This window comes from Phycicoccus jejuensis, from assembly GCF_044797865.1.
GTDB classification, from domain to species: Bacteria; Actinomycetota; Actinomycetes; order Actinomycetales; family Dermatophilaceae; genus Phycicoccus; species Phycicoccus jejuensis.
In genome coordinates this window covers 2373231-2395158 of record NZ_CP085209.1, presented here as the reverse complement: position 1 = coordinate 2395158, position 21928 = coordinate 2373231, and the positions used below count along the sequence as shown (strand labels likewise).

General features: G+C 73.0%; 16 protein-coding genes and 1 pseudogene. 5 read left to right on the top strand and 12 right to left on the bottom strand.

Features of this window, described 5'->3' with window-relative positions:
• Positions 1-23: 23 nt before the first annotated feature.
• Positions 24-1244 carry a pyridoxal phosphate-dependent decarboxylase family protein gene (locus LG324_RS11345; protein ID WP_404347938.1) on the top strand — a complete coding sequence of 407 codons (1221 nt, stop codon included), beginning with the start codon at positions 24-26 and terminating at the stop codon, positions 1242-1244.
• On the opposite strand, the gene LG324_RS11340 is transcribed toward LG324_RS11345, so the two are convergent.
• From LG324_RS11340 to rpsA, 8 genes are all read right to left on the bottom strand, one after another.
• Positions 1234-2655, bottom strand: a complete 1422-nt coding sequence (locus LG324_RS11340) for an APC family permease (protein WP_404347935.1) — start codon at positions 2653-2655, stop codon at positions 1234-1236. The genes LG324_RS11345 and LG324_RS11340 overlap by 11 nt on opposite strands.
• An 88-nt stretch (positions 2656-2743) precedes the next feature.
• The gene (gene coaE / locus LG324_RS11335) at positions 2744-3949 is read right to left on the bottom strand and encodes a dephospho-CoA kinase (protein ID WP_404347933.1); all 1206 of its coding nucleotides are present in this window, start codon (positions 3947-3949) and stop codon (positions 2744-2746) included.
• Positions 3946-4416: a PPOX class F420-dependent oxidoreductase gene (locus tag LG324_RS11330; protein ID WP_030528354.1), complete on the bottom strand. Its 471-nt coding sequence runs from the start codon at positions 4414-4416 to the stop codon at positions 3946-3948. The genes coaE and LG324_RS11330 overlap by 4 nt, the downstream gene beginning before the upstream one ends.
• A 30-nt stretch (positions 4417-4446) precedes the next feature.
• Positions 4447-5538, bottom strand: coding sequence for an ABC transporter ATP-binding protein (locus LG324_RS11325; protein WP_404347931.1), 1092 nt, complete (start codon positions 5536-5538; stop codon positions 4447-4449).
• A 13-nt stretch (positions 5539-5551) separates the two neighbouring features.
• Positions 5552-6844 carry an ABC transporter substrate-binding protein gene (locus LG324_RS11320; protein WP_030528352.1) on the bottom strand — a complete coding sequence of 431 codons (1293 nt, stop codon included), beginning with the start codon at positions 6842-6844 and terminating at the stop codon, positions 5552-5554.
• Positions 6845-6940: 96 nt separating this feature from the next.
• Positions 6941-7801, bottom strand: coding sequence for a carbohydrate ABC transporter permease (locus tag LG324_RS11315; RefSeq protein ID WP_030528351.1), 861 nt, complete (start codon positions 7799-7801; stop codon positions 6941-6943).
• A complete protein-coding gene (locus LG324_RS11310; RefSeq protein ID WP_084696758.1) occupies positions 7798-8763 on the bottom strand; it encodes a carbohydrate ABC transporter permease in 966 nt (321 codons plus the stop codon). The genes LG324_RS11315 and LG324_RS11310 overlap by 4 nt, the downstream gene beginning before the upstream one ends.
• Positions 8764-8940: 177 nt before the next feature.
• Positions 8941-10434: a 30S ribosomal protein S1 gene (gene rpsA, locus LG324_RS11305; RefSeq protein ID WP_030528349.1), complete on the bottom strand. Its 1494-nt coding sequence runs from the start codon at positions 10432-10434 to the stop codon at positions 8941-8943.
• Positions 10435-10588: 154 nt separating this feature from the next.
• Between rpsA and LG324_RS11300 the strand changes: the two genes are divergently transcribed.
• Positions 10589-11389, top strand: coding sequence for a class I SAM-dependent methyltransferase (locus LG324_RS11300; protein WP_404347926.1), 801 nt, complete (start codon positions 10589-10591; stop codon positions 11387-11389).
• 10 nt (positions 11390-11399) lie between these two features.
• On the opposite strand, the gene LG324_RS11295 is transcribed toward LG324_RS11300, so the two are convergent.
• Positions 11400-12389: a DUF3068 domain-containing protein gene (locus LG324_RS11295; RefSeq protein ID WP_404347924.1), complete on the bottom strand. Its 990-nt coding sequence runs from the start codon at positions 12387-12389 to the stop codon at positions 11400-11402.
• Between the two features lie 162 nt (positions 12390-12551).
• On the opposite strand from LG324_RS11295, the gene LG324_RS11290 reads away from it, so the two are divergent.
• Both LG324_RS11290 and LG324_RS11285 read left to right on the top strand, forming a co-directional pair.
• Entirely contained in the window at positions 12552-14405 is a 1854-nt protein-coding gene (locus LG324_RS11290; RefSeq protein WP_404347922.1) for a hypothetical protein, read from the top strand.
• Entirely contained in the window at positions 14402-15652 is a 1251-nt protein-coding gene (locus LG324_RS11285) for an acyltransferase family protein (RefSeq protein ID WP_404347920.1), read from the top strand. The genes LG324_RS11290 and LG324_RS11285 overlap by 4 nt, the downstream gene beginning before the upstream one ends.
• Before the next feature lie 2031 nt (positions 15653-17683).
• On the opposite strand, the pseudogene LG324_RS11280 reads toward LG324_RS11285, so the two are convergent.
• Together LG324_RS11280 and LG324_RS11275 are read right to left on the bottom strand one after the other, a co-directional pair.
• Positions 17684-19540, bottom strand: a pseudogene (locus tag LG324_RS11280) (alpha-(1->3)-arabinofuranosyltransferase family protein); the annotation flags it as partial.
• Between the two features lie 80 nt (positions 19541-19620).
• Positions 19621-20394: a class I SAM-dependent methyltransferase gene (locus LG324_RS11275; RefSeq protein WP_404347918.1), complete on the bottom strand. Its 774-nt coding sequence runs from the start codon at positions 20392-20394 to the stop codon at positions 19621-19623.
• A gap of 28 nt (positions 20395-20422) precedes the next feature.
• Here LG324_RS11275 and LG324_RS11270 point away from each other — a divergent pair, with 28 nt between their 5' ends.
• Positions 20423-21607 carry a glycosyltransferase family 4 protein gene (locus tag LG324_RS11270; RefSeq protein WP_404347916.1) on the top strand — a complete coding sequence of 395 codons (1185 nt, stop codon included), beginning with the start codon at positions 20423-20425 and terminating at the stop codon, positions 21605-21607.
• Positions 21608-21670: 63 nt separating this feature from the next.
• Here the strand turns inward: LG324_RS11270 and LG324_RS11265 are convergent, their stop codons facing one another.
• Positions 21671-21871 carry a hypothetical protein gene (locus LG324_RS11265; protein ID WP_404347914.1) on the bottom strand — a complete coding sequence of 67 codons (201 nt, stop codon included), beginning with the start codon at positions 21869-21871 and terminating at the stop codon, positions 21671-21673.
• Between the last annotated feature and the right edge of the window lie 57 nt (positions 21872-21928).

The following is a 21928-nucleotide window of genomic DNA, read 5'->3' as shown; positions in this document are numbered from 1 at the left end:
CGCCCGGGGGGAGCATCGGCGCCATGACCGGCTCCGTGCCCGACTCCTTCGCCGGCCCCCTCCCCCGTGAGGGCATCGGGGCGGAGGCCGCCTACGCCGAGGTGCTCGCGCGCGTCGTGCCGTACACGATGGGCAACGACCACGCCCGGTTCTGGGGTTGGTACATGGGGGCCGGCACCCCGGTGGGCAACCTGGCCGACCTCGTGGCCAGCGCCCTCAACCCGAACCTCGGCGGGGGCGACCACGCGCCGGTGCTCGTCGAGCAGCAGGTCGTGCGCTGGTGCGCGGAGGCGGTGGGCTACCCGACGAGTGCGAGCTGCCTGCTGGTCAGCGGCGCGTCGGAGGCGAACCTCGTCGGGCTCGCGGTCGCCCGCAGCGCGGTCCTCGGCCCGACCGTGCGCACCGAGGGGCTGGCCGGCGTGGGGCCGGTGGCCGTCTACGCGAGCAGCGAGGTCCACAGCTGCCACCGGAAGAGCTGCGAGCTGCTGGGTCTCGGCGAGGCGTCGCTCCGGCTGCTGCCCGTGCACGAGGACCAGACCCTCGACGCCGTCGCCGACCTCGCCCAGCGCGAGGGCCTCTGGCTGCACGTCGACGGCGCGATCGGCGGCTTCCTCGGCCTCAGCGCCCACCGCGACCTCGTGCGGGGGATGGCTCGGGCCGACTCGCTGGCGCTCGACCTGCACACGTGGATGCAGGCGCCGATGGACGTCGGGCTCGTCCTCGTCCGCGACGAGGCCGCCCACCGCGCGACCTTCTCGGTCGTGCCCGCCTACCTGCGGCACGCCACCCGCGGGCTGGCCGCCGGCGACGTCTGGTTCACCGAGTACGGCATCGACCTCACCCGCGGCTTCCGGGCCCTGCGGGTGTGGATGGCCCTGCTCGCTCACGGCGCCGACGCGCACGGCGCGGTGATGGACCGGACCACCGCGCTGGCCCACCGGTTGGCCGAGCTCGTCGACGGCCACCCCGCGCGGGAGCGGCTGGCCCCCGTCGGCTGCGACATCGTGTGCCTGCGCTACCGGGTCGACGGCCTGGACGAGCAGCAGCTCGACGCCGTCAACCGCGAGCTCGTCCTCCTCGTGCAGGAGAGCGGCGTGGCGGTCGTCACCGAGACGACGCTGCGGGGACGGCTCGCCGTGCGTGTCGCCATCGGCAACCACCGCACCCGGCCCGAGGACCTCGACCTGTTCGTCGCCGCGCTCGAGCGCCTCGGACCCCGGGCCGTCGCCACCGTCACCGGGTGAGCGCCGGGTCCGTCTCCGTGTCGTCGCTGCCGGTCCGCGAGCCGACGACCCGCTCGACGAGGTACAGCACCACCCCGAGCAGGAGCAGGCCCCCGCACCACAGGAGTGACGTCGGGTCGTCGTAGACCGCGAACGCGAGGATCGCGAGGTTGCCCACGAGGCCCAGGAGCAGCAGCGGGGTGTTGGCCCGGAACGTCTTCTCGTGCTCGTCCTGCCCGCGCAGGCGCAGGCACGCGACGATGACCAGGGCGTAGATGAAGAGCAGGAAGACGACGGTGACCAGCGCGAGCCGGTTGACCAGGTCGATCCCACCGCCGGCCTCGAGCACGAGCGTGCCGGTGACGAGCAGCGCCGCGACGACGAGCGCGCTGAACAGCAGCCCGACCCAGGGGCTGCGGCGACGGGGGTGGACCGTCGCGAAGATGCCGGGCACGACGTCCTCGTTCGCCATGCCGTAGAGGATGCGCGGCTGCGTGACGAGGGTGACGAGGGTCGTGTTCGTGATGGCGACGAGGGCGATGACCGAGAACACCGTCGCCATGAGGTCCGTCGAGAACGGCAGGATCCCGGACTTCACCACCTCGAGCAGCGCGGCGTCGGAGTCGGCGAGCCGGTCGACGGGCACGGTGAGGGCGGCGGCCATCGAGACGAGGACGTACACGACGCCGGCGACGACCATGCCTCCGACGAGCGAGCGCGGGAAGTGGCGGTGCGGGTCCACGGTCTCCTCGGCGACGTTCGCCGTGTTCTCGAAGCCGGTCATCGCGAAGAACGAGAACGCGATCCCGGCGAGGATCGCCAGCGCCGGGTTGCCGTCGGTGCTGATGTCGGTGAGGACGCCGAAGTCGGCGTCGCCCTGGACGACGTGGTAGACGCCGATCGCCATGATGACGAGGAGGCCGGCCACCTCGACGAAGGTCATGAGCATGTTCATGACGACCGACTCGGTGATGCCGACGAAGTTGACGACGGCGAGCAGCGCGACGAAGACCAGCGACACGAGCAGGGCCGGCGGGCCGCCGCCGTCGAAGAGCGTCGCGAAGTACGAGGCGAAGCCGGTGGCGAGCGACCCCGTCGCGGCGAAACTCGCGGAGAGGAACGACACGGTGACGAGGAAGGTCAGCACGGGGCTGCCGAACGCCTTCTTCACGTAGAGCGACGCACCGGCCGCCCGGGGGTACTTCGTCACGAGCTCGGCGTACGCGGACCCGGTGATGGCGGCCACGAGGATGCCGAGGGCGAAGGCGACCCAGAACGCGCCGCCGACGGCCGCCGCGACGAGCCCCACGAGGACGTAGATGCCCGAGCCGAGCACGTCACCCAGCGTGTAGAAGAAGAGCTGCTTGCCGTTGATGGAGCGCCTGAGCGCACCGGTCCCGTCGTCGACGGCGGTGGTGTCGGTCGCGGTCACGGAGTCCCCAGTTCGTCGATGGTGCCCCGGTCCCCCCACCGGAGCGCGATCGACCCACCCTGTCACACCCCGCCGGTCGGGGGGAGGTTCAGGCCCCCGGCGCCCATCCGGTCCGCTCGGCCCAGGCGCGGGCTCGCGGGGACGCCGCGTCGAACCACGGCTCCTTGGCGTCGGCGTACTCCTCGGTCGTCACGAGGCGGGCCGCGAGGTCGGCCTTGACGGCGGCGTAGGCGTCGCGCTCGCCGGCGTCGGCGCGGAGCCAGTCGCGAAACAGTAGGGCGAACCGCCAACCGGCAGAACCCACCTCGCGCACGTGGACGTGGGCGACGCGCCCAGGGTCGGACGACCCGTGGAAGCGCTTGGGCCACGGCGAGCCGTCCCTGCCGTGGTCCTCGGTGACGTCCTCGACGCGCACGAACCCCATCCGCGCCATCCCGGCGACGAAGGCGGGGTCGTCGGCGTCGGCGAGGGTCGCGACACCCACCTGCAGGTCGACGACGTCCTTGGCCGGCAGGTGCGGGACCGCGGTCGAGCCGACGTGGTCGAGCGTCACCGCCGCCTCGCCCACGCCGTGCCGGACCCGGGCGAGGAGCCGGGCCGCGGTGGGCGCCCAGTCGGCGTCCGGCGGGGACAGCACGGGTGCGGGCAGGCGGCTGCGGGTCCCGCTGCGCATGTTGTCGGCGAAGGGCTCGAGACGTCGGTGCCACAGCCGGCGCACCGCCGTGGCCAGCGCCTCGGGGCTCCCCTCGTTGGGCAGCCACACGTCGGCGGCGGCCCGGCGCGCCGCGTCGTCCGCCTGCGCGGCGACCCGTGTGCGGGCGTCGGACTCGTCCATCCCGCGGTCGCGGACCAGCCGCGCCACGCGGACCTCGGCGTCGGCCCCCACGACGACGACGAGGTGGTACTCCCCCGCCATCCCCTTCTCGACGACGAGCGGCATGTCGTGCACGAGCACACCGCCCTCCGGGACCTCGGCCACGAGCTCGGCCGTGCGCGCCCAGATCGCGGGGTGGGTGATGGCCTCGAGGTCCCGCAGCGCCGCCGGGTCACCGAAGACGACGCGCCCGAGGGCCGCCCGGTCGAGCGAGCCGTCCGGGCGCAGGAGGTGGTCGCCGAAGCGTCGGGCGATCTCGGTGAGCGCCGGCTGCCCGGGCTCGACGACCTCGCGGGCGACCGCGTCGGCGTCGACGACGTGCGCCCCGAGCCGCGCGAGCTCCCGCGCGGCGGTCGACTTCCCGGACCCGATGCCCCCGGTCAGGCCCACGCGCAGCAACGGGCCGGCGTGGGCGGTCACTCCCCGGCGAGGCGGGCGGGGAAGCCGCCGGTCGCGACCGGTGACCAGCGCGTCGGCGTGATGCGCAGGAGCGACTTGCCCTGCTCGACCATCGCCTGCCGGTACTCGTCCCAGTCGGGGTGCTCGCCCGAGATGTTGCGGAAGTACTCGACGAAGGGCTCGACGTCGTCGACCGCGTCGACGACCTCGGCGTCACCGTCGACCTGCACCCACGCCCCGCCGAAGTCGTCGGACAGCACGAGGACGCTGCAGCGCGCGTCGCGACGGGCGTTGCGGACCTTGGCCCGCTCCGGGTAGCTCGTGACGACGATGCGGCCGGCGTCGTCGACCCCACCGGTGACCGGCGACGCCTGCGGGCGGCCGTCCGAGGCGCGGGTGGTCATGAGCACCATCTGGTGGCGCGGGCGGACGAAGTCGAGGAGCTCGGCGAGCTCGACGGAGGTGTTCGTAGCGATCGTGCGTGGCATGGCTCCACCCTGCCACGCACGACCACCCCGTCAGGCGCCGAGCCGCTCGCCGCTCTCCGCGTCGAACACGTGCGCCTCGGCCTCGAGCGGACGGACGCGCACGACGTCACCGACCTCGACGCCGGCCCGCTTCTCGGTCTTGATGGTGACCCGCTCCCCCTCGGTGCCGTCGGTCGACGGCCGGCGGCCGTAGACGAACGACTCCGAGCCGAGCGCCTCGACGAGCTCGACGGTCAGCTCGAGCGCGCCGGGGTCCTCGGCGCCGGCGATCCGCCAGGCCTCCGGGCGCAGCCCGACGACGACGCGGTCACCGGCCGCCGACGAAACCGAGCGGTCGAGCGCGACGGGCACCCCGTGCACCTCGGCCCGGCCCTCGCGCACCGGCGCCTCGACGAGGGTGATCGCCGGGGAGCCGATGAACGAGGCGACGAAGGTGTTGACCGGCTTGTCGTAGAGAACCTCCGGGGCGTCGACCTGCTGGAGCCTCCCGTCGCGCAGGACCGCGACCCGGTGACCCATCGTCATCGCCTCGACCTGGTCGTGCGTCACGTAGACCGTCGTCACCCCGAGCCGTCGCTGCAGCCCCGCGATCTGGCTGCGGGTCGAGACACGCAGCTTGGCGTCGAGGTTAGAGAGGGGCTCGTCCATGCAGAACACCTTGGGCTGGCGCACGATCGCCCGGCCCATCGCGACGCGCTGGCGCTGCCCGCCGGAGAGCTGCCCCGGCTTGCGGTGCAGCAGGTCCTCCATCTCGAGGATGCGCGCCGCCTCCTGGACCCGGGTCTTCGTCTCCGCCTTGGAGACACCGGAGTTGTCGAGCGCGAAGGCCATGTTCTGCGCGGCCGTCATGTTCGGGTACAGCGCGTAGCTCTGGAACACCATCGCGATGTCACGGTCGCGCGGGCGCACCCCCTGCTGGTCGTGCCCGTCGACGAGGATGCGGCCGTCGTCGACCGGCTCCAGGCCGGCGAGCATCCGCAGGGTCGTGGACTTGCCGCACCCCGAGGGGCCGACGAGGACGAGGAACTCGCCGTCCTCGATGTCGAGGGTGACCGCGTCGACCGCCGGGGAGGCGTCCTTGGCGTAGCGGCGGGTCGCCGCGTCGAAGTAGACCGTTGCCATCGGATGGCTCTCCTCAGAGCTTGGACTTGATCTGGTTGTCGAAGACCTGCTGGCTCTCCTTGTCGAGGCCGGCGAAGACCGTCGCCACGTCCTGCCCCTGCGCGACCTGGTCCAGGCCCTTGCCAATGCGGGCGCCGCCACCGGGCAGGAGCACGCGGGCGTTGTCCTGCGAGCGGGTCTGCGGCAGCTGGTCGATCGCGGTCTTGGCGTTGGGGTTCTTCGCGAGGTACTCCTTCTCGGCCGGCAGCTCGACGGCCGACTTGCGCACCGGCATGTACCCGGTCGCCTGCGTGAAGGTCACCGTGTTCTCGGCGTTGGTGATGAACTCGGCGAGCTTGAGCGCGTTGGCCTTGCGCTCGTCCGAGATGTTCGCCGGGATGCCGAGGCCCGCGCCGCCGGTCGGGCAGTTGCCCTCGCCCGGCAGGAACGCGGTGCCGACCTCGAACTTCGCGTCCTTGGCGATGCCCCCGAGCGAGCCGGTGGACTGGAGGATGCAGCCGGCCAGGCCCGCGGAGAAGTCGGCCTCGGGGGTCGCGTTGAACTTGACGACACCGGCCTTGGCGATGTCCTGGAGGTACTGGCCCGCCTTGACGGTGCCCTCGGCCGTGAACGTCGGCGTCCACTCCTGCGAGTACCCGCCGCCGTAGCCCCACGCCATGTTCTGGAAGTGCCAGTCGAGGTAGTTGGAGCCGTCGGGCAGCTCCATCGCGAACTTGCCGTTGCCGGCGGCCGCCTTGAGCGCCTCCGACCACTCCTTGAACTCGTCCCAGGTCTTCGGGCCGCGGTCCTCCAGGCCGGCCTTGGACCAGATCTCCTTGTTGTAGTAGAAGAGCGGCGTCGAGCGCGAGTAGGGCAGCGCGAAGTGGCCGCCGTCGAAGAGGTAGTCGCCGTAGAGGGCGTCGACGTAGTCGGACGGGTCGACCTTCGCCGTCGTCATGAGGTCGTCGAGCGGGGTCAGCTGCTTGTTGAGCGCGAAGTTGAACCACGTGACGTCCGAGACGACGACGAGGTCGGGGAGGGTCCCGCCGACGAGGGCGCCGTTGAACTTCTGGGCGACCTCCTCGTAGTTCTTGCCGGCGTCGACGAGCTTGACGGTGATGCCGGGGTTGGCCTTCTGGAACGCCGCGATGAGCTCCTGCTCGACCGGCTTGCTGTTGCCGGGGTGGTTGCTCCAGAACTCGAGCGTGTTGCCGTCGCCGCCCTGGTTCGAGGTGGCGCTGGTGCCGGTGCCGGCGCAGGCGCTGAGACCGGCGGCGCCGGCGACGCCGGCGAGGCCGAGGAAGCCCCGGCGGGTGACGTTGTTCATGGTGGTGCCCTCCCTGTGGTCCGGGACTGCTCGCCCGGGGTGGATGTGCGTCGTGGTCGTCGGTGGTGCTGGTCGGTGGTTCGCGGGTCGCCCGGGTCAGCTCTTGACGGCCCCCGCGGTGAGGCCCTTGATCATCTGGCGCTGGAGGACGAGGAAGAGGACGAGCACCGGGAGCATCGCGAGCACGGTGCCCGCCATCACCGGGCCCCAGTTCGTCACACCGTCGTTGTTCTGCAGCAGGGTCAGGCCGACCGGCAGCGGGGCGGTGCGCTGGTCGTCGGACATGAGGAACGGCCAGAGGTACTCGTTCCACTCGTTGACGACGGTGATGAGCGAGAAGGCGACGAGCGTCGGCCACGACATCGGCAGCACGACCCGCCAGAGGAGCTTGATCGGCCCCGCCCCGTCCAGCCGCGCCGCCTCGATGATCTCGCCGGGCAGGCTGAGGAACTGGTTGCGCATGAGGAAGGTCCCGAAGGCCACCCCGGCGAGCGGGACGATGATGCCCTGGAAGGTGTTGCGCCAGCCGAGCTGCGCGACGAGGGCGTAGTTGCTGATCACCGTGATCTGGTTCGGCACCATGAGCGCGGCGATGACGACGAGGAAGACGACCCCGCGCCCCGGGAAGCGCAGCAGCGAGAGCGCGTAGGCGCTGATGACGCCGAGCACGATCTTCGACGCCGACAGCACGAGCGTGATGATGACCGAGTTGCGGAAGTAGTCGAGGAACGGGATGCGCGTCGTCACGTCGTGGTAGTTCGCGGTCGTCGCGGGGTCGGGCAGCCACTGCGCCGGCTGCACGTAGATGTCGCCGCGCTCCTTGAGCGAGGTGATGACGATCCAGAACAGCGGGACGCCGACGAGCAGCAGCACGAGGACCATCCCGACGTAGCCGGCGACGGTCATCCCGCGGGAGCGGTGCGAGGCGGCCTCGGCCCCGTGCGCCCGGGCCCTCACGAGCGCTGCCCCTTGTCCATGATCCGCACCTGGACGACGGTGACGACCAGGAGGATGAGGAACATGACGGTCGCGACCGTCGCGCCGTAGCCGGCCCGCTGGTTGACGAAGGTCTCGCGGTAGACCTGGTAGACGAGGGTCATCGTGCCGTCGCCCACGGGCCCGCCGCGGGTCATGACGTTGATGATGTCGAAGACCTGGACCGAGCTGAGCAGCACCGTGATCGAGAGGAAGAAGGTCGTCGGGCGCAGCTGCGGCAGGAGCACCTTGCGGAAGTGCGTCCACGGCGAGGCGCCGTCGATCTCGGCGGCCTCGTCGAGGTCGGCGCGTCGGCCCTGGAGGGCGGCGAGGTAGATGACGAAGGTGTAGCCGAGGTTCTTCCAGATGTAGGTGAAGGTCACCATGAACAGCGCCCAGCCGGAGCGCTGGTAGAAGTCCGGTGCCTCGACCCCGATGCGGGCGAGCAGGTCGCGGACCAGGCCGAAGCTCGGGTCGAAGACGAACTGGAACGCGACACCGACCGCCGCGCCGGAGATGACGAACGGGGCGAAGACGGCCGAGCGGACGAGGTTCCTCCCGCGCAGCCGCTGGTCGAGGAGGATCGCCAGGCCCAGGCCGAGTCCCATCGAGATGCCGACCGTCGCGACCGTGAAGACGAGCGTGTTGCCGAGGACGGTGCGGGTGTCCTCCCGGCCGAACCACTCGACGTAGTTGGCGAACCCGACCGGGTTCGCGACCGGCGCCGAGATGTTCCAGTCCGTGAAGGACAGCCGGATGTTGTCCAGCAGCGGACGGTAGGTGAAGACGATGAGCAGGACGAGGTTCGGCGCGAGGAGCAGCGCCGCGAGGGACCACTCCCAGGCGCGTCCGGACGAGCGTCGCGGAGGGGGTCCGACCGGCTCGGGTGGGCCGGTGGTTCCCCCTCGCGCGACATCGGGCTGGGTCGTCGACGTCGGCGGCACGTGCGCGACCCTAACCGCGCAGGTCGACCGACGGGGGCTTGGAGGTGAACGAGTTCCATCCGGCCGATGACATCCGTGAAGTCGTCACGCGCGGGGACCCGGGGACGGGCGAGGGGCCCGGACCGTGTGGTCCGGGCCCCTCGTGGCAGAGCCGGTGCGCCGTGGCGGCGCGGTGGCTCAGTTGCCGGTGAGCTTCTCGCGCAGGGCGGCGAGGGCCTCGTCCGAGGCGAGCGTGCCCTCGGACTGCGCGGCCTGCTGCGGACGCGGCGAGCTGTCGCTCGAGGAGGACGACCCCGACTCCGAGGAGTACGAGGTCTCGGCGCTGCCGCCGGCGGCCTCCGCGTCGGCCTTGGCGAACGCCTCGACCTGGGCGCGGTGCGCCTCCCAGCGCGCGTGCGCCTCGGCGTACTGCTTCTCCCAGGCCTCGCGCTGGGTCTCGAAGCCCTCGAGCCACTCGTTGGTCTCCGGGTCGAAGCCCTCGGGGTACTTGTAGTTGCCCTGCTCGTCGTACTCCGCGGCCATGCCGTAGAGGGTCGGGTCGAACTCGACCTGGCCGGCGCCGTCCTCGTTCGCCTGCTTGAGCGAGAGCGAGATGCGGCGACGCTCGAGGTCGATGTCGATGACCTTGACGAAGATCTCCTGGCCGACGGTGACGACCTGCTCGGGCAGCTCGACGTGACGCTCGGCGAGCTCGGAGATGTGGACCAGGCCCTCGATGCCGTCGTCGACGCGCACGAACGCACCGAACGGGACGAGCTTGGTGACCTTGCCCGGCACGACCTGGCCGATCGCGTGGGTCCGGGCGAAGTGCTGCCACGGGTCCTCCTGCGTCGCCTTGAGCGACAGGGAGACGCGCTCGCGGTCCATGTCGACGTCCAGGACCTCGACCTTGACCTCGTCGCCGACCTCGACGACCTCGGACGGGTGGTCGATGTGCTTCCAGGACAGCTCGGAGACGTGGACGAGGCCGTCGACCCCGCCGAGGTCGACGAACGCACCGAAGTTGACGATCGAGGACACGACACCCGTGCGGACCTGGCCCTTGCCGAGCTCCTTGAGGAAGGTCGTGCGGACCTCGGACTGCGTCTGCTCGAGCCAGGCACGGCGCGACAGGACCACGTTGTTGCGGTTCTTGTCGAGCTCGATGATCTTGGCCTCGATCTCCTTGCCGACGTACGGCTGGAGGTCGCGGACGCGGCGCATCTCGACGAGGGACGCCGGGAGGAAGCCGCGCAGGCCGATGTCGAGGATGAGGCCACCCTTGACGACCTCGATGACGGTGCCGGTGACGACGCCGTCCTCCTCCTTGATCTTCTCGATCGTGCCCCAGGCGCGCTCGTACTGGGCGCGCTTCTTGGACAGGATCAGACGACCCTCCTTGTCCTCCTTCTGGAGGACGAGGGCCTCGACCTCGTCGCCCACGGCGACGACCTCGTTGGGGTCGACGTCGTGCTTGATGGACAGCTCGCGCGAGGGGATGACGCCCTCGGTCTTGTAGCCGATGTCGAGCAGGACCTCGTCCCGGTCGACCTTGACGATGCGACCCTCGACGATGTCGCCGTCGTTGAAGTGCTTGATCGTCGCGTCGATGGCGGCGAGGAGGTCTTCCTCAGATCCGATGTCGTTGATCGCGATCTGGGGGGCGGTCGTGTCGACCGTGCTGGCAGTCATGTAGTAGGAACTCCGATGTGGACAGATGGAATCGATGGGATGCTTCGCGCGCACGCGTGACCCACGCAGGGCACACGTGTGCTCGGGCAGCCTACTCGGCTCCGGGTGCAGCGGGCAAAACGTCCGGGACGGTCGCGGTCGGGGGCGCCGGCCGATGACGTCCGAGGCGGGGCGCCGACCCGTCGGCGCCGACGAGACCCGGGCGGCCAACCGGTCGTGGTGGGACGCCGAGGCCGACGACTACTACACCGAGCACGGCGCCTTCCTCGGCGACGACTCCTTCGTCTGGGGGCCCGAGGGCTGGACCGAGGCCGAGCTGGACCTGCTCGGCGTCCGCGACGGGATGACCGTGCTCGAGATCGGCGCGGGCGCGGCCCAGTGCTCGCGCTGGCTGGCCCGCACCCACGACGTGCGGGTCGTCGCGAGCGACCTGTCGGCCGGGATGCTGCGCACCGGGCGTCGGCTCGACGTGCGGGCCGGAGCCGCCCCGCTCCCCCTGCTCCAGTGCGACGGGGCGGTCCTCCCCCTCGCGGACGCGTCGGTCGACCGCGTGTTCACCGCCTACGGGGTCATCCCGTTCGTCGCCGACAGCGCCGCCGTGCTGCGCGAGGCCGCCCGCGTGCTGCGCCCCGGCGGGCGCTTCGTCTTCTCGACGTCGCACCCGGTGCGCTGGGCCTTCCCGGACGTGCCCGGGCCGGCCGGGCTCACCGTGTCGCAGTCGTACTTCGACCGCACCCCCTACGTCGAGAGCGAGGCCGGCGTCGTCACGTACACCGAGCACCACCGCACCCTCGGCGACCTCGTGCGCCAGGTCGTGGCGGCCGGGCTCGTGCTCGTCGACCTCGTCGAGCCGGAGTGGCCCGAGCGCAACGAGGCCGAGTGGGGCGGCTGGTCCCCGCTGCGCGGCCGGGTGCTGCCGGGCACGGCGATCCTCGTCACCGAGCGCCCGGCCTGAGCCCCGCTCGTCAGGCGTGCCGCGGCTCGGCCTGCCGACCGGTCAGGAGGAGGAACGCACCGCCCACGACGAGGAGGAAGCCGATGACGAGCCCGAAGAGCAGGCCCCACCGGTCGATGAGGGAGAGGAGCGAGGCCTTGCCGCCCCACTCCTTCGCGTTGTCCGCGACGGTCTTCTCGTTGAAGCCGATGAGTCCCACCGTCTTCGCGACGGGCTCGTAGCCCTCCGCCTCGTAGACGTCGTTGATCTGCTCCTTGCCGTCGATGAGCACACCGGTGACCGGCTCGACCCACAGCGTCCGGGTGTTGGAGTACATCTCGGTGGCCGTGACGGTCCCCGTCGCGCCCGTGCTGAACAGGCTCGCCGGCGCCTCGAGGCTGCCGACCTCCTCGGGCCCCAGCTTCTGCTCGAAGACGAACACCGGCGTGCCGTCGACGTCCTCCTCCCGCACGAAGGAGATGGGCTCGGCGCGGCGCAGCGTGGTGTCGTACCAGAGGTAGTCCTTGCGCTCGACGTTGAAGGGGAACTTGAAGTACAGGCCCTCGTACGTCGCGTTCTCCGTCTTCGTCGGGTCCTCCAGGTCACCCGTGGACCGGAAGTCACCGCAGCAGTTCGTCGCCTCCGCGGTCACGCGGTCGAGGGAGACCCCGGCCTCGCTGTAGCTGAGGTCGACCGGCTGGCCGTCGAGCATGGCCTGCGAACGGACGGTGGTCTGCCAGAAGACGTTCTTCGCACGGTCGCCGGCCGGGACCTTCCCGGGGATACCGGCGATCTGCCGGGTGCTGCGGACGTCGACGTCGACGAGCTTGTCGATGGCCGCTGCGCCGTCCTCGCGGTGCGGGTAGAGCACCGACATCCCGCGGCCCTCGGAGATCGAGGTGGAGCGCTGGTCCAGTGGCACGACCGCCAGGCTGCGGTACAGGTACGGCTTGGCGAGGATCCCCAACCCTACGAACAGGGCCCCCAGGACGATGAGGGCGACCGCCAAGACGCGACGCATGGACACGCTCCTTTGCATGGATGGTGGCTGGACCCTACCAGTGGGTAAGCACGCACGTACGCAGGTCAGGGCGCGGCGCCGGAAGACCGGGCGGGGACGCGCCTGCTCCGTACACTGCTGGCCGTGGGCGCTGCACGTCCGCCACGTCCCGGAAGGCTCCTGATGACCGACACCGTGGTCGCCGCGTCCTCGGCGCCGGCCCGCTGGGCGCAGGCCCGTCGCCCGCTGACGGCCCACGACCGGCTCACGCTCGGCCTCGTCGCGGTCCACGTCCTCGCCGTCCTCTGGCTGAGTGCCGGCGGGAGCCTGTTCATCGACGACGTCCGGGCGCAGGCCTACGCCGCGGGCCGGTCGTGGTGGCCCTTCGCCGTCGAGAGCAACGGCACGCACCTGGCACCCGGGGCGAGGACCGTCGACTGGCTCATGGCGACCTACGCCCCGCTCGCGCACTGGCCGGCCGTGCTGCTCACCACCGTCATCGCCACCGGTTTCGCCCTGACCAGTGCCGGCGTCGTGCGACTGGCGGTCCGCGCACCGCTGGTCCGCACCCTGGCGACCGGTCTCGTCCTCTCCTCCCCCCTGCTCGTCCCGACGTACGCCTGGTTCCGCCAGGCGATGACGACCGTGCTGCCGCTCACCCTCGTCCTCGCCGTCGTCCTGCTCGTGGCGCTCGCGGTCCACCGCCGGAGCCGCAGCCCTCTGCTGTGGGCGCTCCCCGTGCACGCGGTGGCGCTCTCGTTCTCGGAGCGCGCGGTCACCGTCCCGCTGGTCGTGGGGGCGGTCCTGGTGGCCCTCCGCGTGCCGTGGCGCGGCGCCGCACGGGCGAGCCTGCCGTTCGCGGTGGTCGATGCGCTCTTCCTCATCGCTTACTCCAGCGGCGAGTACGACCGCGCCGAGCGGGCGCAACCCGGCCTCCTCGACGCCGTGCGCAAGATCGGCCGCTGGTTGCTGCACGACTACCTCCCGTCCCTGCTCGGCGGCCCGCTCACCTGGCGGCCCGGCAACGGCGCCTACTCCTTCGCCCAGACACCGCTGCCGCTCGTCGTCCTCGGCGCGGCGGCGGCCCTCGTGCTGCTCGGCACGGCGGCCCGGACCCGGGGCGCGGTGCGTGCAGCCGCACCGGTCGTCGGCCCGGCGCTGGCGTACGCCGTGCCCGTGCTCGCGATGGTCTACGTCGGCCGGCTCGCGGTCGTCGGCGACGTCACGGCCGTCGACGACCTGCGCCTGCTGCCCGACGCCGGCTTCGCCCTCACGCTCGCGCTCGCTGCGCTCGCCGACCGCACGCTGCTCCAGCGCCGCGTCCGCCACGGGGAGCGTGCCGTCCGGCCGGTGGGCCGGTCCCGGCTGGCCGGGGGCGTGCTCGTCGTCGCGGTGGTCCTGGCGACGGGCTCCTCGTGGGTCGCCTTCGCCGACCGCTGGCACGCGACGACCGTCAGCGCCTGGCTCGACGCCCTCCGGAGCGGCGTCCCGGCATCCCGCGCTCCGGTGCTGCCGACGACCGTGCCATCCGACGTCGTCCCCGGCTGGGTCGACCCCGGCTTCACGACGTCACCCCTCGTCCGACTGCTCGCTCCTGACCGCGGCTCAAGCCTGCTGGACACCGCGCCCGTGGCCGTCGCCGAGGACGGGACCGTGCGCCCGGCTCGCCTCGTCGCCGTCGGATCCAGCCCAGCGGTCGACAAGGGGGACTTCTGCGGCAACGCCATCCGCCCCGGCGTCCAGTCGCTCGACGTCCCGCTCGTCGAGCCCGCGCCCTACTACCGCGGCTCGCTGCTGCTCGTCGGCGTCATCGTCGGGGACGCCACGCGGCTCGACCTGGGCGTCACCGACCGTGACGGGCGGGTGACGGAGCACCTGGCGGCCGACCATCCCGAGCTGCTGCGGGGTCCGCACCGGGTGACCGCGCTCGTCCCCCTGGACGCCGCGGTGGCCTCGGTCCGTGTGGAGGTCCTCACCCCCAACACCGCCGGAGTCTGTGTCACCTCCGCCCAGGTCGTCCGTGTGGAGACGCCGTGAGCACGCCGACGCACCCCCATGCCGTCGACCCGGCCCACCACCTGCGCGAGCTGGAGGGACTCCGAGCGCTGGCCGCGCTGGCCGTCCTGCTCACCCACGTCGGCTTCCTGTCCGGCGCCACCGGCCGCGACGTCCTCCCGGGGTTCCTCGCCCGCCTCGACCTCGGGGTCGCCGTCTTCTTCGTCCTCAGTGGCTTCCTTCTCTACCTGCCGCACGCCCGGCACGTCGCCGGCGGACCACCGCCGGCGCCCCTGCGCACCTACGCCGTCCGGCGCGCCGCTCGCCTGCTGCCGGCCTGGGTCCTCGTGCTCGGGGGGACGATCGTCCTCGTCCCGGAGTCCCGGCGTGCCGGGGTCGGACCGTGGCTGGCCAACCTGCTGCAGCTGCAATCCCTGCGCCTAGACTGGGACCTGCCGGGGCTCGCCCAGCTCTGGAGCCTCTCGACCGAGGTGTTGTTCTACCTCGCCCTGCCGGTCCTCGCCCTGCTCGTGGGCCGCACGGCGAGCGGTCGGGGTCCGCGAGCCCACCTCGCGGCGCTGGCCGGCCTGACGCTCGGCGCGCTGGCCTTCCGAGTCCTCTTCGCCGTCGGTGCCCTCCCGTCCGGGTGGTCGTGGAACCGCTCGCTGCCGGCCACCCTCGACTGGTTCGTCGGCGGGATGGTCCTCGCCGTCGTCGTCGCCGACCGTCGGCTCACCGGCCCGGTGACCGCGGTCGTGCGTGCGGCGCCGTGGCACCTGTACGGCCTCGCGGCGTGCGTCTTCTGGCTCCTCACGACGCGCACCGCCGGGCCCTACGACCTCACCCCTCCCGACGGCTGGGCGGCCGACGTCAAGCACATCGGCTACGGCCTCGTCGCGGTCCTCGTCGTGGCCCCGTCCGTGCTGGGGGCGTCCACGGTGGTCTCCCGGGTGCTGCGCTCCCGGGTCCTCACCTTCCTCGGGACGATCAGCTACGGGATCTTCCTCTGGCACCTACCGCTGATGTTCTGGGTCCGTCAGATGCTGGGCCTCGACATCTTCGAGTGGGGCTTCTGGTCCACGACCGTCCTGACGTTCGTCGCCTCGGTCGTCCTCGCGAGCCTCAGCTGGTTCGTCGTCGAGGGGCCGGTCCAGGCCTGGGCGCGGCGCGTCACTGCCTCCCGGCCCCCCGGTACGGAACACCACGGCGCCGACGAGGGCGAGGGCGAGCACCGCCGAGACGACGTCGCGGTTGCTGGCGAGCGCGTCCGGCCACGGCCCGAGGGCTGACCAGCCGATCCAGGCGACGGCGACCACCGAGAAACCGACGCCCACCATGGCTCCGCGACCGTGCCGCGCGAGGAGCCGACCGACCGCGGCGCCGACGACGCCCGCGAGGCCGGCCACCCCACCGACGACGACGACGAGCGCAGCGAGCAGCCCCACCACGGGCCACCCCGTCGCCACCTCCGATGCGACGCGGCCCCGGGGCGCAGCACGCCGTCTCGCCGTGACTGCCACGAGCACGACGAGGAGCAGGGCCGCGAGCCCGCCCGCGACGAGCGAGGCGGCGTAGGGGCGCTGCGGGGTGAACTCGAGGCGGACCGTGCCCGTGAGCCCGGCGGGCACCACCCAGGCCTGGGCCCAGCCGTCGACGGTCACGGGGCGAAGCCTGGACTCGTCCAGCGTGGCCTCCCAGCCGGCGTTGGCGTTCTCGCGGACGACGAGCAGCTGATCGCTGCCGACGGCCGCCCCGAGCCGCAGGCTGCGCGAGGTGCGCCCCCAGTCGACGACCGAGACGGAGGTCGATTCCTCGGCGCCCGTGGAGGTGTCGGGGCGCGCGTCCAGGAGGAGGCTGCGCACGGCGAACTGACCCGAGGCGAGCGTCTGCAGCCGGTGCGGACCGGCTCCCATCTCGACCCGGCGGCAGGCTCGCAGCCCGGCCGGCTCACGGGTGAGCACCGCCTGTCGCGTCGTGACGACGGTCGTCGGCACCGTCTCACCGTCGACCTGGAGGGTCGGGCCGAGGCCGCAGGGCACGACGACCGGTGCGGTGCGCTCGAGGACCCCATCCCACGGCTGCCCGAGGACGGCGAGCTCGCCCACGACCACGGGCATCGGTCGCGACCCGAAGAGGGTGAGGGACTCCTGCCGTGTCGTCCCGACGACCGCGACGGTGACCTTGCGGACCCGCGAGGCCGGGAGCCGCACCGTGCCGTCGCGGCCGACCGTCGCCTCGGTCGTGCGCCCGCCCACCGTGACGCGTACGACCGTCGGGCGCCGGCCGGCGACCTGGGCGTCGGTGGTGAGCCGGATCCCGGTGACCCGACGAGCCGTCGGCCACGAGACGGTGAGGGTGGGCTCGGCCTCCTCGGGGTCCGAGGCCCAGTACGTCGTGGGGTCTCCGTCGACGGTGAGCTCGGGCGAGACCCCGGGCTCGGGCAGCCAGCGCGAGCTCGCCGTGGCGCGCACGCCGTCGGGGCGACGCAGCAGCAGGTCGGCGCCCTGGGTCGAGACGGCCGTGCCCGAGACCGTGTACCGGTGCTCCCGGTCGAGGGTGAGGCTGCGCCGCATGGTCGACTCCTCCTCCCCCTCCCGGCGCCGGTCCGGTGAGCAGGCGAGCGTGCCGTCGTCGAGCGGGTAGCACCCCGCGCGGTCGTCCGCCGTCGCCCCCAGGGCCACGACGTCCGCGCCCGCTGGTTCGAACGGCAGCCGGACCGACGGCTCGGCCCGGGGAACGACACCCGATCCGATGTCGAGCACACGGACCGAGGGGCGCTCGTCCCGGACCGCCGCGACGGTCAGGCGCAGGGTTCGAGTGGCGCCCGCAGGGACCGCGACGCGCACCGCGTAGCGCGAGGCATCGACGTCACCGGTCGACGACGGCGTGCTGACCGGAGTGCGGGCCGAACCGGCGTCCGTCGTGACGACGAGCGCCGCGACGTCGGACCCTCGCTCGGTGTCGAGGACGACGGTCACCTCCGACGGCAACGTGGTCGGCGTCCCCCAGCGGGCCTGCACCCACTGACCCCGCGGGTCCAGCCCGGCCGAGCGCCATCCGGTCTCGCCGCTGCCGTCGAACGCCCGCGAGGCGTCGGCCCCGAGGTCGCGCTGCTGGCCCAGCCCGGGCTCGTCGAGGGAGCTCGACGCCTCGGCCCGGGCTTCACCGTCCTCGATCCGCACGGTCTGCCCCTGCGGTTCGACCGTGTGTTCCGTGAGGGGCGCCGGCCAGTAGTCGTGGACCGCCCGGGGCGCCGGGTACGCCTCGTCCGCCCGCAGCAGCGGCCCGTACACGTCCGTCGCCACGGAGAAGGAGGCCTGGCGCCGCTGCAGGGTGTCCGTGAGGACGTGCTCACCCGGCGAGAGCGCACCCGTGGAGGCCTCGTCGAGGCTGAGCACGACCGGTCGGTCGTCTGCCACCCGGGCGACGCCCTCGGGGCCGCCGACCAGCCCCACGGCCCCCGAGGCCGGGCTCGTCACGGACGGCACGACGGACGCGTCGGTCGGCACGGACAGCACCTCGATCGTACGGACTGGCCGGTCCAGCCCGTAGTCGGCGGCCACCGTCACCTCCGTCGACCCCCCGACGAACGGGCCGAACGCCGCGACCGGGGTCGCGCCGCTCGACCGGAGCGCGGCGCGCACGACGAGCGGCGGCGTCGTCCGCGTCCCGGCAGGGCGGAGGTGGTCCCCCGCCAAGACGACTCGCGTCACCCCGAGTCGGCCGAGAGCCCGCAGCAGCTCCGGCCCGCCCCGCCCCTGTGCAACCTGCTGCTCGACCTCGTCGAGCAGGCGCGTCGCCCCGGCCGACCCCAGCGGCACCCCGTCGCGCACCATCCACGGCGTCGACGCGTACGGCTGGAGCGGCTCGTCCTTCGGCTCTCCCCAGAACCGTGCCGGGGCGTTGCCACCCGGCAGCACGAGCGTCCGACCTCCGTCCGGGTGCTCCGCGAGCCACTGGGCGGTCTGTGCCCAAGCCGGCGGCACCTCCTCGAACGGACCGCGCTGGACGACCCCGGCGAAGGCCGGAGCAGCCGCCTGCCCGACGAGGGCGACGACGACGAGGGCCGGCCCCAGCGCGGGCCACGGGGCGCGCCGCGCCACCGCCCAGCGCACCGCCAGGGGTAAGGCCACCGCGACACCGAGGGCCACGGGCAGCCGGAGGACCGGCTCGAACTTGTGGGTGTTGCGGAGCGGGGCGAGTGGCCCGTCGAGCAGGTCCGCCAGGAACGGCGCCCACGGGCCGGTCGCCGGGCCGACGTGTCCGAGCGTGACGAGCGCCAGGCCCAGGACGAGGCCACCCCTCGCGAAGAGAGTCCATGGCCCGCGCGCGACGGCCAGTCCGGCGAGACCGACGACGACCACGACCAGTCCGAGGGCGACGACGTTGGCGGAGGTGAGCACCACCCATCCGGCCGGCCAGACCGGTCGGGTGCCACCGAGCGCCGGGATCCACTGGGTCGTGCCGCGGAGGGCCTCGGTCACGGACGCCCCGCTCGTCGTCGTCCGTGAGTCCTCGATCCAGTCGAGGAACGGTGGGCTGGACCGCCCCAGCACGAGCAGCGGGCCGGTCCACCATGCGCAGGCGAGCCCCACGGCGACGGTCCACCAGACCGCCAGCCGGCGGCGCACGGCACCGCGGCGGGTGAGGATCCACCACGCGGGCAGGACGAGCACCGCGAGGGTCGCCACCGCGTTGACGGCTCCGACGAGCAGCACGGCGAGTCCCGAGCGCAGCGCCGCCACCCGTTCCCGCCCCGGCTCGGGCGCGAGAAGCGGCAGGAGGATCCAGGGAGCGAGCGCCATCGGCCAGATCTCGGAGCTGATCGCACCGAGCCCGATGAGCATCCGAGGGGCCGTCGTGTAGGCGAAGGCCGCAATGACCCGCGACCAGCCGGTCCCGACCCGGAGCCGTTCGAGGACGCACCGGGTCCCGTGGTACCCGAGGACCAATAGGAGCGCCCACCAGCAGCGCTGGACCACCCAGCCCGGCAGGCCCACCGCCTCTCCGAGCCAGAAGAAGGGGCCCATCGGGAAGAGGTAGCCGTAGGCCTGGTTCTGGAGCTGGCCCCCGGCCGCGAGCGGGTCCCAGATGGCGAGCGCCCGGGCGAGGAACCCCCCGGGGTCCACGACGAGGTCGAGCTTGGTGTCGGCGGCGAGCAGCCCGGGGCGCTGCACGAAGGCGAGCACGGTGAGCAGCACGGTCGGCAGGAGCAGGTCGAGCCTGCGCCGCCACCGGCGCACCGAGGCGTCGTGGCTCACGCCGCCCGGGCCCGCAGGACGATGACCGCGTTCCAGCTGACGACCTCGCGCAGGCCCGGGACCCGGATGACCCACTGCGCCCACGCCGGGTGGTAGCGCGGGAACACGGCGAGCACGTCGGCGCGGCCCTCGCCCTCGGCCCGGCGGGCCCAGCGCACCATCGGGCCGATCGGGCACTTGAACAGGGTGCGGCCGAGGTCGTTCTTCGGCCGCCGGCCGAGGCGTCGGGCGTAGCGGTCGGCCGCGCGGTGTCCGCCCAGGTAGTGCCACGGGGAGGTCTCGTGGCCGCCCCACGGCGAGAGCCACGGGGTCCACGACAGGAAGACGACGCCGCCGGGCCGGGTGACGCGCAGCATGTCCTCGGCCATCGCGACCGGGTCGGGGACGTGCTCGAGGACGTTGCTCGAGAAGGCGACGTCCAGGGACGCGTCGGCGACCGGCAGTGCCAGCCCCGACCCCCGGACGGCGTTGCCCGCGGCCTCCCCGCGAGCGGTCAGCTCACCGGCGTCCGGCTCCAGGCCTGCGTACCGGGCCCCGGCCGCCGTGAACGCGTCGGCGAAGTACCCGGGCCCGCCCCCGACGTCGAGGACGCTCGCGCCCTCGAGGTCGACCCAGCGGCGCATCATCGTGACCGAGTCCGCGGCGAGGGCCCCGTAGAAGCGAGCGGGATCGGTCTGCTCCACCCGGAAGGCGCGGAAGAGCGCCACCGAGCGGGCCAGCGACGCACGTCCGTCGACCGCGCCGGGGCGCGCGAGGGCGTGGGGTAGCATCCGTCTCCGGTCTCCTGGAAGGGCACACGTGCGCATCGCCTTCTTGAACTGGCGCGACTCTACACACCCCGAAGGTGGGGGCGCGGAGAAGTACGCCGAGACCGTCTGTGCCGGCCTCGCGGCCCTCGGGCACGACGTGACAATGCTCTGCGCGCAGCACGGGAGCGCCCCCGCCGAGGAGCATCGCGACGGCGTGCGGGTGCTCCGGCAGGGCGGCCGGCTGGGGGTCTACCCCGCCTCCCTGCGGGTGCTCCGGCGCCTCGAGCGCACCGAGGGCGCCTTCGACGTCGTCGTCGACACGCAGAACGGCATCCCCTTCGCGGCGCGGACGGCGACCCGCTCCCCCGTCGTCGTCCTCGTGCACCACGTGCACCGCGAGCAGTGGCCGATCGTCTTCGGGCCGGTGAGCGCCCGCGTGGGCTGGGCCCTGGAGTCCCGGGTCGCGCCGCTCCTCCTCCGAGGGCTCCAGTACGTCGCCGTCTCCGGGCGGACCCGCGACGAGCTCGCCGACCTCGGCGTGCCTCCCGACCGGGTCACGGTCATCCACAACGGCACCGAGCCGGCCCTGGCCACGGGCGTGCAGCGTCACCCCGAGCCGCGGCTCGTCGTGCTCGGCCGGGTGGTGCCCCACAAGCGGGTCGAGCACGCGGTCGAGGTCGTCGCCCGCCTCGCCGACCAGCACCCGGACCTCCGGCTGCGCGTCGTCGGCGACGGGTGGTGGACCGACGAGGTGCGTGCGCACGCCGTCGTCCTCGGCGTCGCCGACCGGGTCGACCAGCTGGGTCACGTCGACGAGGAGACCAAGCACACCGAGCTGGCCTCGGCGTGGGTCGCCCTGGCCCCGAGCGTCAAGGAGGGCTGGGGCCTGTGCGTCGTCGAGGCGGCCTCGCACGGCACCCCGACGGTCGCCTATCGCGACGCGGGCGGCCTCTCGGAGTCGATCGTCGACGGCCACACCGGCCTGCTCGTCGACGACCTCGCCGCGATGACCGAGGCGGTCGGACGGCTCCTCACCGACGACGAGGCGCGAGACGAGCTCGGGCGCGAGGCGGTGCTCCACGCACGCCACTTCACCTGGGAGGCCACGGTGCGGTCCTGGGAGGCCCTGCTCGCCGCGCAGGCCGCGGGCCGTGCCCCGACCGGGGGGACCGACACCGTCTCGCCGCTGGCCCAGGGCGCCGACCTCGACGTCGTGGGTCCCCCACGGCCCTGACGGCCGGAAGACGACGAAGCGGCGGACCCCTGAGGGTCCGCCGCTTCGTCGTCGTCGGGAAGGTCAGCCGCCGTAGCCGAGGAGCTGCTCCGCCGGGATGAGCTCCTTGGGGCCCTCCGTCACGGCGGCGCTGTCGCCGGGCCCGTTGGCCTGGATGATCGTCGCGGCTGCCGCGAAGGAGATGCCCAGTCCCAGGAGGATGCTCAGCACCAGCATGATGATGCCCGTGCGGCCACCGGCGCCCATGGCGGGGGTCTGGCTCATTGGAGAGGTGCCTTCCTACTCAGCAGTATCACCGCACTGTAACGGCTCGCGGCACTC

Coding starts and splice junctions, on each gene's coding strand:
- LG324_RS11265 (WP_404347914.1), bottom strand. CDS start 21,871: ATGAGCCAGACCCCCGCCATGGGCGCCGGTGGCCGCACGGGCATCATC.
- LG324_RS11345 (WP_404347938.1), top strand. CDS start 24: ATGACCGGCTCCGTGCCCGACTCCTTCGCCGGCCCCCTCCCCCGTGAG.
- LG324_RS11295 (WP_404347924.1), bottom strand. CDS start 12,389: ATGCGTCGCGTCTTGGCGGTCGCCCTCATCGTCCTGGGGGCCCTGTTC.
- LG324_RS11330 (WP_030528354.1), bottom strand. CDS start 4,416: ATGCCACGCACGATCGCTACGAACACCTCCGTCGAGCTCGCCGAGCTC.
- LG324_RS11290 (WP_404347922.1), top strand. CDS start 12,552: ATGACCGACACCGTGGTCGCCGCGTCCTCGGCGCCGGCCCGCTGGGCG.
- LG324_RS11320 (WP_030528352.1), bottom strand. CDS start 6,844: ATGAACAACGTCACCCGCCGGGGCTTCCTCGGCCTCGCCGGCGTCGCC.
- LG324_RS11275 (WP_404347918.1), bottom strand. CDS start 20,394: ATGCTACCCCACGCCCTCGCGCGCCCCGGCGCGGTCGACGGACGTGCG.
- LG324_RS11325 (WP_404347931.1), bottom strand. CDS start 5,538: ATGGCAACGGTCTACTTCGACGCGGCGACCCGCCGCTACGCCAAGGAC.
- rpsA (WP_030528349.1), bottom strand. CDS start 10,434: ATGACTGCCAGCACGGTCGACACGACCGCCCCCCAGATCGCGATCAAC.
- LG324_RS11300 (WP_404347926.1), top strand. CDS start 10,589: ATGACGTCCGAGGCGGGGCGCCGACCCGTCGGCGCCGACGAGACCCGG.